We start from the raw sequence: 12,522 nt of genomic DNA, 5'->3' as shown, positions 1-12,522 counted from the left end.
TAAACCTTTAACGCAGGAGGAATTCAACATGCATATACAGCCACAGGTAAATCTTCAGCCCGAGTTTCATGAGGATATCAAAGTCATTTTACTTGGAACAGGCTCTCCAAGAGCATTTTACGGCAGAGCTAAGCCCAGTGTGGCCGTACTTGCGGGGCATAAGGTATTTTTGGTCGATTGTGGCGGCGGTGTCGTAGATCAGCTTATTAAAGCAGGGGTCATGCCCCAAAGGGTGTCCGATGTGCTGTTTACCCATCATCATTACGATCATAACAGCGGTTTTTTCGATGTGTTTATTACAAGCTGGCGAACACACATTACTCCTGAGCGTGTATTTGAGGGACGTTCAACGCCGATGCATGTTTATGGTCCTGAGACAACCAAAGAAATTATTGGTAAAATGCGGGAATCTTTCGAGTTCGATGTCAAGCTTCGCGTCAGCTATAATTTGTCAGATGAAGCGGGGGCTCGGATCGAATATACCGAACGAAACGAGGGGGTTGTCTACGAGAAGGAAGGAATCAAGATTACGGCCTTTGAAGTGGATCACCGCCCAGTCTATCCTGCGGTCGCCTATAAATTTGAATACAACGGGAAGTCCGTCGTTATTTCCGGGGATACGATTCCTGTAGCGAATATGTTGAAGTACAGTCAAGGTGTCGATCTCTTAATACACGAGGCGTATAACAAAGAATGGCTGGACACGCTGATTGAGCAATATCCGGCCTATGACAAAGCGCTTTCTAACCCAGCCAAATATCACACGACGACAGTGGAGGCTGCCGAAATCGCCAAGCAAGCAGGTGTGAAGCATCTGGTGCTTACTCACCATATCCCGGCTCCTGAAGCTAATGAGGTTGCTGAGGAGGAATATATCAAAGGGATGCGGGATATCTATCAAGGGCTGATTACTGTAGGGCGCGACCTGATGTCCTTTCAGTTAGGCTAGAGACGGGTAGTTTGGTCAAATGGACTTGTTGAACGTAAATAACTATAATAAATAGCTATACAAACAACCATATCATTCATTATGGTGAAAGGGGTATACGATGATACAAAAAGCGACTTTTGCCGGTGGCTGCTTCTGGTGTATGGTGAGTCCATTTGAAGAACAACCAGGCATTCATGGTATTGTGTCTGGCTATATGGGCGGTGCCGTTGAGAATCCAACTTACGAACAAGTGAAGACTGGAGAAACCGGTCATTTGGAAGTTGTCGAAATTACGTTTGACTCGGCTATCTTCCCATATGAGAAACTGCTCGAGTTATATTGGCCTCAGATAGATCCTACCGATGATGAAGGACAGTACATTGATCGCGGTAGCCAGTATCGTACAGCTATATTTTATTACAATGAAGAGCAGCATGAGCTTGCTCTTCAATCGAAAGCTGAGCTTGGGCAAAGCGGACGTTTTGATAAGCCGATAGTAACGGAGATTAGGCCAGCAGCTACTTTTTTTCCAGCAGAAGAGTATCACCAGAATTACCACACCAAGAACCCAAAGGCATATAAAGAAGAGCGGATTTCCTCTGGTCGCGATGCTTTTGGTGAGAAATATTGGAAGTAATAAGTAGAGAAAGCAGGGGGGCCTATCTGGGTGCCCTGCTTTTTTTGAATAACGAGTTAGTGGAATTTCACTAACATAATGGTAGTAACTTTATTACGTACTTATGGAAGCAATGCGTAATCGCAATGACCGATTTCCTGGCGGGGTTCCAAAGAAGAGTTCTTGTCAACCGACAACTGTCCAATGACACAAATGTGCCTACATAAGTTTAAATGCAATTGCCTGAGGAATCAGGCTTTTTTATTTTTATGTAGGAAGATTTGTGTCATCTAAAAATGCACAAATGTCCCAACATTGTAGTCTGGCGACACAAATTCACCTACAATATAGATGGTCGATTTTGGAATCGATTCTACGCTTGCCAACATAATACCCATATAAGTGCTCAGCTATCGGGAGATTACAGGAATATACAGGAGTTTTTGTTTTTATGTGGAATGATTATAAAATAATTGTTTTTAGAGGGGAAGCAGCCCATGACAGATGATCGTAAGTATTTATTAAAGGCATTTATTGACCCATTGGCAACATAAACCGTCCTATTATTGACGCAATATAAACCAGTTTGCATTTGTCTCTTTTATAGAAATATGGTCCAAATCGTGAAAAGAGGTAATGAATTTGAAAGGAAAAAAAGCGATTAGTGGTTTTAGGATTCTTGGGTTTCAAATGGCTTTAAGACAATATTCTTAATCAATTCCAAAGCTTCTCCGTGTGCCACCGCGAAAATTGAAGTGGCCGAAGTAGTTAGACAGAATATATGATTAGGCAAAATTAAACGGGAAGAGTCCGGTATTACCTTACCGGGCTCTTCCCGTTTAATTTTGCCTTAATTCGCTTTTAAATAGATTAGTAGATATATCGCAGTTCTCTTCTTCATTTGATAATGCCATCCTTGATCTGAATGAATGTGAAATTCGCTTTTGTATTTAATCGCTCAAAAACTTGTTCTAGCATATCTGAAGCAAGTGATAATGTTGGTAATGATATCTATTCTCCTTTTATTAAATCTAATACTGCCGATACATATAATTTTTCTCCATACAAATGAAACTCTTAATGTCAGTTACCCACTTCTCATTAGTCTTTAATGCTTCAAAGCTACAGTCTAATAAGTTAGGCGCAATCTTAAGTCGTTGGATGTGAATAAATAGTGCCTTTACTTTTTTAAAGTATATATAAAAAAATAGCCTTCTTATGAAAAGAAATTATTCCTGTTATAGTTGTTTTCGAGGCAAACGACGATATCAATGCCATCATAAGTGAAAAGAGGTTGTTCAAAATGTGGGTACAGAATATTCATCCATTTTTCTTTTAGTCATCAACAATTCCCAACTTTTGAACAGTATCTTTGGTAAATTAATGGTTTCTCGCAAACTGGACTCTCTCATTTAAAGAACTGATTTGAATATTTATTGAATTGGGTTTAACTCAGGAGAATCCCATTCGGTTTTCCAGCGGTTCATTCCTGTGAACATTTCCGAGAATGATCGTCCTTTTTCAGAAATAGAATATTCGACTGTAACTGGAACGGTAGGAAATACTTGCCGATTTATTAATCCATGTTCTTCTAAATTGCGTAATGTATCCGTTAAACCTTTCGTATTGATGTTACCTAAATTTCTTCTCAATTGATTAAAACGTTGTGGCTCCTTTATAAGTTCTGCTATTACTAGAAAAGTCCACTTTCCTGAGAGAACATGCAATACTTCAGAAATAGATGCCTTACAATTACTCTCAAACTCAGATGATTCCAAATCAGCCAACTCCTATCTGTAATGTTTGAATTTAATTGTTTTATAGTAAAAAAATAATGGAAAATATTTGAAAATATAATAGAGGCTTAAGGACTCTAATTTTAATATTAATTATTTTAGATAGGAGTGAAAATAAAGTGAGTGATAAAATTTCAAAAGCAAATATGATTTTGCTTATTATTGTTTCATTAACCCAGTTTATTGAAGTAATGAACAGTTCGACTGTCGTAGTCGCACTGCCTTCCATTCAGACGGCTCTTCACATGCAGGCTAACGATTTGCAATGGATCGTAACTTCGTATGTGCTTACTTTTGCTACTTTCCTGATGATTGGAGGAAGAGCCAGCGATATACTCGGAAGGAAACGCGTGTTATTGATCGGTTTAACGGTCTTCGCGTTAGCTTCTTTGGCAGGAGCTTTAGCACTGAATCCAATCTGGTTGATTGCCAGCAGAGCAGTACAGGGGATTGGAGCAGCCTTTTCAATTCCAGCGGCTATGTCACTTATAAGTAATAGTTTCACGGCTGGTCCTCAACGCAATAAAGCATTTGGTATATTCGGTGCTTTAGGGTCCGCGGGAGCAGCATCAGGATCTATTGTTGGAGGTTTGCTAACGGACTCTGCGGGATGGAGATCGCTGTTCTTTTTGAATGTCCCACTTGCAATCATACTAATCCTCGGATTGTTATTCGTTAAAGTAAGTCCATTGAATAAGGTGGAAAAAAAGTCCGTTGATATTTTCGGATTGATCTCGGTACTTGCAGGTATTTTTGCTCTAGTCTATGCCATTTCAATGCCAGATGTTGACGGAAACTGGTCACCTACAAAGATTGCCATATTTATTATTGGTATTTTGGTTTTAATTGTTTTTATAATGATCGAAAAATATGCTAAAAATCCGTTAATGCCACTTCGTCTGTTTAGGTTTCGTTCCCTTGTTACGTCTAATATTATCGGATTTTTGATGTTTTCTTATACGACGGGCTTCAACTATTTCTCGACTTTGTACTTCCACCAACTAGGCTACTCGTCATTAACTATTGGTTTGGCATTTATGCCGCTGGGCCTGACTTCCATCATCGTAACGCAAATTACGCCTTTTTTCATGCGTAAATTCAGTGCGAGAAAAGTTCTAATCGTCACTCAAATCATTAATGCACTAGGAATGTTCTGGTTAAGTAATATGGATATGGATAAAAATTACTCAACATTTATTCTTCCTGCATTTATCATTCTTGGTTTGTCAATTGGCGCGTCTTATACAGCAGTTATTGTCGGTTCCGTTCAGGATGTTAAACCTGAGGAACACGGGATTGCTGGCGGTATTGTTAATACGTTTTTGCAATTGGGTGGGAGCTTGGGATTATCTATTCTTGCAACTATTGCGACTACGGTTACCGCCTCTGCACATAATCAACCAGCAAACACAGCAATATTATCGGGTTTCCACACGGCATTAAACGTTAGTGGTTACTTCGCCATTGTTGCGTTGATCCTTGCTTTCATAAGTGGTGGGAAAAAAAGTAAGGAAACTGGTTCCGTTCCGTTAGAAATGCATGTTTAAAAGTAGTGGGGACTGATTCAAAATGCTAGCACGCATTATAGAAATATTCTCTAGAACATTCTTAATATAAAGATTATGACATTGATGCAGGGAGCTGTTCGCGGGAAACGATCCTAGAAAAGATTCACATGCTTTAGTGCGTCAGCTTCCTACATCGAGTTTTACTTTCATTGATTATTACTAGCTTTGGCAGATTATCTCCCCCTCAACAATAATCTTGGAACAAAAAGGAGAATGTGAGTATGAAAGTAGAAGTTTGGACAGATATGATATGTCCGTTTTGTTATATAGGTAAACGTCGTCTAGAAGCAGGAATAGAAAAACTTTCTCATCCAGAGGAAGTGCAAATCGTTTATCGAAGCTTTGAACTGAATCCGCATATACAGGTGGATCCTTCTGACGATATTACTGGCATTGCCGCTGCTAAACAGGGATCGACTCGTGAACATATGAAGGCATTACAGGATGATATTTCAATGCGTGCTGAACAGGATGGGCTCAAATTTAACTATGATACAGCTAAGCCCACCAATACATTTAACGCTCACCGCTTACTTCAATATGCCATGCAATTTGGTAAAGGTGATAATGTGATGGAAAGGCTGTATCAGGCATACTTTACTGATTCTTTGTACTTGGATGACCTGAATATCTTAGTTAGTCTTGCTGTACAATCAGGTTTGGATGCGGATGATACGGCAGCGATGTTGGCAAGCGATCGATTCCGTGATGAAGTAAGGGCCGATGAGTTGACAGCAAAACGAGCAGGGATACGCGGCGTTCCCTATTTTGTAATCAATGACAAATATGCTATCTCTGGAGCTCAACCAGTAGATGTATTCGCAGAAGCGCTACAGCAAGCTTGGAGGGAGGAAAACCCAATTATTTCATTTAAATCATCTTCTGTTGATCCTAAAGCTTCTCTTTGTGAAGATGGAACATGCGAAGTTCCGCTTAAAAGCTCAAATGAGTCTAATGATCGTTAATGTTTTCTAAGAAAATGCCAATACACTCAAGAAATATTACTTAATTGATTAAACCTAATTCATAAAAAATGGAGGACGATACGCAATAAAGAATGACAATAACAAAGTAACAGTTAATATGGAATAGGCTGAGAAACTCTTGCTGCTTAGTGAAAATCTGATTGGTTTTAAGTTATCTGTTTAAATCGTCATAGTGTTATTACACTCAAGCTCTAAAGATGTAGTCTGGAGTCATTGATTTGACGAGGTAAATTTGTAGAGTAGTCAGCATTTGGGAATTGAGTTTTATACTGATCCATTAAAATAAACAGCGGCGGACGAGGACTTGAAAAATAGAGTCTTAGACCGCCGCTGATATCATTTAAACGAACGAGTTTCCGCTTAATGAATTTTCGTTTGTTCACTTCAAAAGGTTCATCACAAGCTTCGTTACACTCCTCTACAGACTGATATAAGCAAATATAAATATTGCTTGAGGGATGGATTTTTGGACGAATACTCAAATATCAAAACTGAACCAATAAGTTGCCAAGCCGTATGAACACGACTCACTTTTTCTCCCTCGACAAAGACCTCTCGACAACGCTTCTTAAGGATTGGTTTGAATACAATGGTTCATCTCCCAAGTAGCTAAGATGCGCAACTTTATTTTCCTGGTCAAATACTTATATTTTGCCAGTCTAATAGTTTATTTTCATTTAACATGTAGAGTGATAACCATTATGGTCATTGCTCTATTTGTTACATTCGGAAATTAACTTTACTTTTCTAAAGCATATTAAAAAAAATTGCCTTCTTATGAAAAATAAAAATACCTGCTATAGTTGACACACCCATGAGGTTTAAATACATAGAAGAGATGAATTGATATTTAAAAATAGAGAGGAATGAAGATTAAATGATTAACAGCAATTGTCCGGTTTGCATGGCGGGTGTTGTTGAGCCAGTTGGTTACATAGAATTGAAAGAGGGACCGTTGGAATTTAATATTGGTCGATTTAAACTGACAAATAAAGCAGCCATCGTCATTGGGAAATGTAGTCGCGGTAATTGTCAATATGTTGGGATGGAAGCAACGTTAGAATCTTAAGAGAAGAAATCTTATGAAAATTAATTCGATATCAAAACTAGATAAAAAAGATTATAGATAATGAAGATACAAGCCGTGAAAGAATTTAATTATAGATTTGAAATTTTAGGATGAAAGTTTGTTATTTTGCTCAACCCGCGACATTACAGTTGGATTCATCTCTAATACTCCGTTTTATATGGGTTATGTGTTATTAGTTGACTACCGAAAGAAAAGAAAGTTGGAATCTGCATAATTCTTAACGGTGAGCTCTTGTTATGCCCGCGCGGACTCTGTTGATGGTCACTTGGCTATCTATCATAATGTATAAAGTGAATAACAATGATACGTGGAGGAAGCGTTTTGTTAAGGCACATGGGGCATATTCTATATGGTTGAGCAGAAGCTTTACATTCTTGTACTTGTCAAATTTTAATAAGAGATACTAATTCATTGAATTTTTATATCTTATTTTTCTGATAGTGGTCACTGAAGAATGTTTCGTTTTAGTGACATCGATCAGATATATGTAATAAGATGGTTATTTGAATGAACACCATACTAAAATGAAAGAAATCTATTACCAGCATAGGGAAACTAAAAATAAGTAAATAAAGCTAATGAATCAATTTCAAATTTCACTCCTGAAAGAAACCCCTTGGGAGCTCTATTTGAGCGTCCAAGGGGTTTCTTTGTTGATTTCTTATCTATTGAATCTAATGAATTACTTACTGGTGACAGGCTGTCCAGTTACAGGGTCCGTATTTGGATCCCAGTTTTTAAGAGGATCCATACGGAAGCGTGTTAGTTCTGTGCTGCTGATCTTCCAGACACCGTTCACTTTTGTATACGTCTCATGGTATTGGCCGTACCCGTGATGCCCCGGATATGCGTCCTTGGCGTCAGGAAAGGTCAGCAAATCTTCCATCGCCCAGACACCTTTGGCGTGGTCCTTGTCGATTATTTCAATCTCAGGCATATATCCATGGTGAACGGTAGGCGCTTTACCCACAAGATCACCAATCATTTTCCCGTAAGCTGCTCCGCCACCTTTGGAATAATCCACACCTTCTGATACAATTTTGGCATCTGTCGTAAAAATATCTCCGAATTCTGTCCATTTTTTCTCATCAACAAAACGGAAATAACGGGCTTTTAGCTGTTTGATTTGCTCGATATCATCCAAACGTTGATATGTTGTTGCTTCAACTTCTGCGATTTTCACTGCTTGTGTCTGCGCATTTTGCTGTGTCTGATTATTTTGTTTCGTGCATCCCGTAACAATCACTGCCAGAATTGCTACACTCAAAATTAATAGTCTTTTGTTCTTAAACATATGGTGCTCACGTCCTTTTTTTTTGTTTTTCGTTAAACGGCCTGCCAATTATTAAGTAGCCAGATTATTTGCCAGTTACAGGGTCCGTACTCGTATCCCAGTTCATAAGTGGATCCATACGGAATCGTGTTAATACAGTGCTGCTAATTTTCCAAGTACCATTCTCTTTTCTATACATTTCACGATACTGGCCATAACCGTCATGCCCCGGATATGCATCCTTAGCATCAGGGAATGTCAATAAATCTTCCATAGCCCAAATACCCGTGGCATTATCTTTGTCGATCATCTCAATTTCAGGCATATGTCCGTGGTGGACCGTAGGTGCTCTTCCGACAAGATCTCCGATCATTTTTCCGTAAGCTTGTCCACCGCCAGTAGAAAAATCTTGGCCTTGGGAAATAAGTGTGGCATCTGGCGTAAAAAGATTCCCAAATTCTGTCCAATTTTTCTCATCAATAAAACGGAAAAATCGTGCTTTTAGTTTTTTTATCTCTTCGATATCCTCCAATTGTTGCGATCTTTGTTCTAGCTGAATAAGTCTATTGATAATAATTTCTTGTTCGTTATTTTTCGTGTTGGTCATAATATGTCAATCTCCTTCTAATTTTAGTTTGGAATCTATAACCATGTATTTTGATTCAAACGCTGGTCATCATGAAGAAATATCAAGGACGTTAATAGGCATTCTGTCTACATATGAATAACCTCTTCTCTAAAAGTGGTGAGTGAAGCCTCAATGGCCTCGGAGACAACTATAGCAGGTATTCTTTTTTTTCATAAGGAGGCTATTTTTTTATATATACTTTAGAAAATTAAAGTCAGCATAGTTATTAAATTGAACAAATTTCTCTTTTCTATTCTGAATTGATTACTGCCTAATAAAAAGTAAGCAGTATAACATTATAATTTTTCGACATTCGTGGACATAAGCGCAACAGCACCAATGTGATAGGTATAACTTTTGTACTCGCGTGTACAACAATTAAGGAACTGGATTCATACTAGTGTGAAAGAATAAAAAAGCCAACGGTCGGAAGACATATTGAGGAGAAACCTGAAAGTGTTTAAACTTTGTGCCTGCTGTGTGGAAAAAAATGGTTTGTATAAGCAAAAATTCATGGGTGATGTGAATTATGGAAAAAGTGAAATGTGTACAATAACGAGGGGGTTGAATGCATCGATAGAGATCCTTATCGTAGTAAACGGTTTCAGATCAACGCGGATAAATGCTTAGTTTGATTTAATTGTTAAAAATCATGCGATAAGCATCTATGCTATGAAAGTTTAACTTTTCCTGAAAACGAGGGGTAATAGATTGACATAAGGGTTACGAAGCAATCCAGACAAACGTTTAGGGGTGTAATTTGTGTCTAGAAAGCAGCAGTTTGACCTTGAACCGAATCTGGATGGGATTCCTCTCGAACAGAGCCCCATCTAAATAACTAACGGATACAATCTTTTATAAAGAAGATGATTGTTGAGTAGGTGAATCCCATTCAGTTTTCCAACGATTGATTTCATTAAACACTTCCGAAAAGGCTTTTCCTTTTTCAGTAATCGAATACTCGACTGTCACGGGTACAGTGGGAAACACTTTGCGCTTTATCATTTCGTGTTGTTCTAAATTACGTAATGTATCTGTCAAACCCTTTGTATTTACGTTATCTAAATTTCGTCGTAATTGATTAAAGCGCTGAGGTTCTTTTAAGAGCTCAGTTATCACTAGAAAGGTCCATTTTCCAGAGAGGAATTGTAAAACTTGAGAAATAGAAGCAACACAATTATTCTCAACCTTTAAACACTCCATATTAATCATCTCGCATTCTTTTTTATAATGTTAGCCTAAAAACTAAAGTAATGGTCAAAAATAAACTATATTAAACTTAGTTAGATAAGTCACTGGATATATTATCCAATAAAGATTCATAACGTTGAGATTGTTATAATGCTCCACTACAAATGTTCTGCGTTTTTTGACATCATTGAACGCCATGAATCGAAAGATAGATCGTTTTTGCCAATTCGCTTTGGTAGCATCGGAGCAAGCATTAACAGCCTCTGGATGGATAAGTGTTCAGATTACCTGGAAGTAATTCCTTTTGAAATCTTGCTGTCATCTTCGAACCATCTTAATTTAGTTAACCCTTTTTGTTACAATTAGGTTCTGGTGCCATTGTTGTTTTGTGCTACTGGCTTTTACATAGAAAGAATCGTCAAGGAGAGTGATGATCTATGCACATTGAGATTGAACCTAAAATTATGTATTTCGGCACAACGGTAGTACTGATCAGCACTATTAACGGGGATGGTACCTCTAATCTGGCTCCGATGTCATCAGCCTGGTGGTTAAACCAGTCTTGTATGTTAGGGATGAGCAGTAAGTCCCAAACTGTCCAAAACCTGATCCGCACAAAAGAATGCGTACTGAATTTGCCATCAACGGATCTTATTCCCGCTGTGGAACAATTAACGCTGCTGACAGGCAGCAATCCTGTGCCCGAAACTAAGGCACAACGCGGGTATAGGTATGAAGGAGATAAGTTCGGCATTTCCGGATTAACGTCAATACCTTCGCATCAAGTCCAGGCTCCACGAGTTCTCGAATGTCCAGTTCAGTTGGAAGCGGTGCTGCAAGCTGTACAACCGTTTGAGCAACCAAGTTCTTTGGTTTCCCTCGAGGTGCGCATAGTCCGAGTTCATATCCACGAGCAACTGCAGGTAATAGGTCATCCAGATTATATCAATCCGGTACAGTGGAAGCCGATGATCATGAACTTTTGTGAATATTTTGGTCTAAGCGAGCAGTTGAGTTCATCTAGGTTAGCGCCTGTATTTGGTCCTAAATAAGTAATTCGAATCCTCTGATGAGCGATGTTTTACTTGTGCTGTGTAATATTCCATAATTAATTAAAAAACGGAGCCGTCACTTGCGCGGCTCCGTTTTTGTAATTTCAGATGATAATGAACTTAGAGGGAATCACAACACCGTTATAGGTTGGGATCAAAGGCAAGTAAAATACCTGACGAGATCATGGCTGGCCTTGCCTAATGCCGCCTACCCCTTCAGCTGATGAATCCAGCTTATCCCGGTGCCGTGTATTGCCTCAAATGGTCCAGAAATACCTTCAATAGCAGGAGTTTGATCAACTTTATGGGTGTATGAAAAATTGCTCAAATAAAATAGGTTACATAACTTTATTTTTCTAAAGCATATTTAAAAAAAGTGCCTTCTTATGAGAAAAGTGAATACCTGCTATAGTTACTCCGAGCCGATTGAAGCGTTATTTAAATTTATCGCTCACCATCTGCTACTGTATGACATGTATTTGAAAAACTGTACCTTTCTTGGATAATTTGACCCTGCCGTAAATCGGTTTGAATGTTGAAGATAAGCCTGTGATTGATACCTATTAATTACGTGATGAAATCAGTACAAATGAGTTGGAGGGAACTCGGTGTGTTTTTAATCGAAGGGTAATATGCCATCTCCGAGCTCAAAATTATATCTCAAACATTGATTAGAAAGTGGGAAGAAAAATGGATACAACAGTTAGAAAACTAGAGATGTTAGAAACCTTCAATTACCGACATGCAACAAAAGAATTCGACCCTAAGAATAAAATATCCGAGGATGATTTCCAATTTATTCTAGAAACTGGTCGATTATCCCCAAGCTCAGGGGGCAATGAACCATGGAGATTTCTTGTTGCACAAAGCCCGGAATTTAGGAATGAATTAGCTCCGCATGTGTCTGGTGCAATACGACAACTTCCTACAGCGAGTCATTTTGTTTTGATATTGGCACGGAAAGGTCTCACTTTTGATTCCCCTTATCTAATAGAACAACAAACGCAAATCTTGCAGATGCCTTTGGATGTTCTAAATAAAATGAGACCTGCGTACGAACAGTTTTATAATGACTTGCATTTAGATTCTGAGAGAGCATTGCTGGACTGGTCTTCTAAACAAACTTACCTTGCACTTGGAAATATGATGACGGCAGCAGCGCATATCGGCGTTGATTCATGTCCGATTGAAGGCTTTGAATTAGATGCGGTGAATGACCTCCTTCAAAAGAAAGGGCTTTTGGAAAATGATGAATTTAGCTTAAGTGTCATGGTGGCTTTTGGTTATCGTGTGCGGGAAGCGCGCCCTAAGAGAAGACGTCCGATTAATGATATCGTAAAATTTGTTTGAAGTGTAACGTAAAACGAGCATGAACCATTCTTGAATTGTCT

Annotated in this window: 11 protein-coding genes and 1 pseudogene; 7 read left to right on the top strand and 5 right to left on the bottom strand. The window is 38.6% G+C overall.

The window, feature by feature from the left end:
- The first annotated feature begins 28 nt into the window (after nucleotides 1-28).
- Together J2736_RS07680 and msrA are read left to right on the top strand one after the other, a co-directional pair.
- Nucleotides 29-949 carry an MBL fold metallo-hydrolase gene (locus tag J2736_RS07680; protein ID WP_310224983.1) on the top strand — a complete coding sequence of 307 codons (921 nt, stop codon included), beginning with the start codon at nucleotides 29-31 and terminating at the stop codon, nucleotides 947-949.
- A 100-nt stretch (nucleotides 950-1,049) separates the two neighbouring features.
- Nucleotides 1,050-1,568, top strand: a complete 519-nt coding sequence (msrA, locus tag J2736_RS07675; RefSeq protein ID WP_310224981.1) for a peptide-methionine (S)-S-oxide reductase MsrA — start codon at nucleotides 1,050-1,052, stop codon at nucleotides 1,566-1,568.
- Nucleotides 1,569-2,439: 871 nt separating this feature from the next.
- Here msrA and J2736_RS07670 read toward each other — a convergent pair.
- Both J2736_RS07670 and J2736_RS07665 read right to left on the bottom strand, forming a co-directional pair.
- Nucleotides 2,440-2,698, bottom strand: a pseudogene (locus J2736_RS07670) (DDE-type integrase/transposase/recombinase); the annotation flags it as partial.
- Between the two features lie 282 nt (nucleotides 2,699-2,980).
- Entirely contained in the window at nucleotides 2,981-3,325 is a 345-nt protein-coding gene (locus J2736_RS07665) for a winged helix-turn-helix transcriptional regulator (protein WP_310224979.1), read from the bottom strand.
- 137 nt (nucleotides 3,326-3,462) lie between these two features.
- On the opposite strand from J2736_RS07665, the gene J2736_RS07660 reads away from it, so the two are divergent.
- The 3 genes from J2736_RS07660 (at nucleotide 3,463) to J2736_RS07650 (ending at nucleotide 6,966) form a co-directional block, all read left to right on the top strand.
- Nucleotides 3,463-4,890 (top strand): MFS transporter, encoded by a 1,428-nt coding sequence (locus J2736_RS07660; RefSeq protein WP_310224977.1) that lies wholly within the window; start codon nucleotides 3,463-3,465, stop codon nucleotides 4,888-4,890.
- Between the two features lie 242 nt (nucleotides 4,891-5,132).
- Nucleotides 5,133-5,876 (top strand): DsbA family oxidoreductase, encoded by a 744-nt coding sequence (locus J2736_RS07655; protein WP_310224975.1) that lies wholly within the window; start codon nucleotides 5,133-5,135, stop codon nucleotides 5,874-5,876.
- A gap of 898 nt (nucleotides 5,877-6,774) precedes the next feature.
- Nucleotides 6,775-6,966, top strand: a complete 192-nt coding sequence (locus tag J2736_RS07650; RefSeq protein WP_310224973.1) for a hypothetical protein — start codon at nucleotides 6,775-6,777, stop codon at nucleotides 6,964-6,966.
- A 703-nt stretch (nucleotides 6,967-7,669) separates the two neighbouring features.
- Here the strand turns inward: J2736_RS07650 and J2736_RS07645 are convergent.
- From J2736_RS07645 to J2736_RS07635, 3 genes are all read right to left on the bottom strand, one after another.
- Entirely contained in the window at nucleotides 7,670-8,254 is a 585-nt protein-coding gene (locus J2736_RS07645) for a nuclear transport factor 2 family protein (RefSeq protein ID WP_310224971.1), read from the bottom strand.
- 91 nt (nucleotides 8,255-8,345) lie between these two features.
- Entirely contained in the window at nucleotides 8,346-8,867 is a 522-nt protein-coding gene (locus tag J2736_RS07640) for a nuclear transport factor 2 family protein (protein WP_310224969.1), read from the bottom strand.
- Between the two features lie 876 nt (nucleotides 8,868-9,743).
- Nucleotides 9,744-10,091 (bottom strand): winged helix-turn-helix transcriptional regulator, encoded by a 348-nt coding sequence (locus J2736_RS07635; protein ID WP_397340237.1) that lies wholly within the window; start codon nucleotides 10,089-10,091, stop codon nucleotides 9,744-9,746.
- Nucleotides 10,092-10,516: 425 nt separating this feature from the next.
- On the opposite strand from J2736_RS07635, the gene J2736_RS07630 reads away from it, so the two are divergent.
- Together J2736_RS07630 and J2736_RS07625 are read left to right on the top strand one after the other, a co-directional pair.
- The gene (locus J2736_RS07630) at nucleotides 10,517-11,131 is read left to right on the top strand and encodes a flavin reductase family protein (RefSeq protein ID WP_310224965.1); all 615 of its coding nucleotides are present in this window, start codon (nucleotides 10,517-10,519) and stop codon (nucleotides 11,129-11,131) included.
- Between the two features lie 690 nt (nucleotides 11,132-11,821).
- On the top strand, nucleotides 11,822-12,481 hold the full coding sequence (locus J2736_RS07625) for an NAD(P)H-dependent oxidoreductase (RefSeq protein ID WP_310224963.1): 660 nt from the start codon (nucleotides 11,822-11,824) through the stop codon (nucleotides 12,479-12,481).
- The last annotated feature ends 41 nt before the right edge of the window (nucleotides 12,482-12,522 follow it).

Source organism: Paenibacillus qinlingensis (assembly GCF_031455095.1).
GTDB lineage: Bacteria > Bacillota > Bacilli > Paenibacillales > NBRC-103111 > Paenibacillus_E > Paenibacillus_E qinlingensis_A.
This window is presented reverse-complemented; position numbering and strand designations above follow the sequence as displayed.

Excerpts from the sequence above, each read along its gene's own strand:
- J2736_RS07680 (WP_310224983.1), top strand. The coding sequence starts at position 29 with ATGCATATACAGCCACAGGTAAATCTTCAGCCCGAGTTTCATGAGGAT.
- msrA (WP_310224981.1), top strand. The coding sequence starts at position 1,050 with ATGATACAAAAAGCGACTTTTGCCGGTGGCTGCTTCTGGTGTATGGTG.
- J2736_RS07655 (WP_310224975.1), top strand. The coding sequence starts at position 5,133 with ATGAAAGTAGAAGTTTGGACAGATATGATATGTCCGTTTTGTTATATA.
- J2736_RS07650 (WP_310224973.1), top strand. The coding sequence starts at position 6,775 with ATGATTAACAGCAATTGTCCGGTTTGCATGGCGGGTGTTGTTGAGCCA.
- J2736_RS07640 (WP_310224969.1), bottom strand. The coding sequence starts at position 8,867 with ATGACCAACACGAAAAATAACGAACAAGAAATTATTATCAATAGACTT.
- J2736_RS07635 (WP_397340237.1), bottom strand. The coding sequence starts at position 10,091 with ATGGAGTGTTTAAAGGTTGAGAATAATTGTGTTGCTTCTATTTCTCAA.
- J2736_RS07630 (WP_310224965.1), top strand. The coding sequence starts at position 10,517 with ATGCACATTGAGATTGAACCTAAAATTATGTATTTCGGCACAACGGTA.
- J2736_RS07625 (WP_310224963.1), top strand. The coding sequence starts at position 11,822 with ATGGATACAACAGTTAGAAAACTAGAGATGTTAGAAACCTTCAATTAC.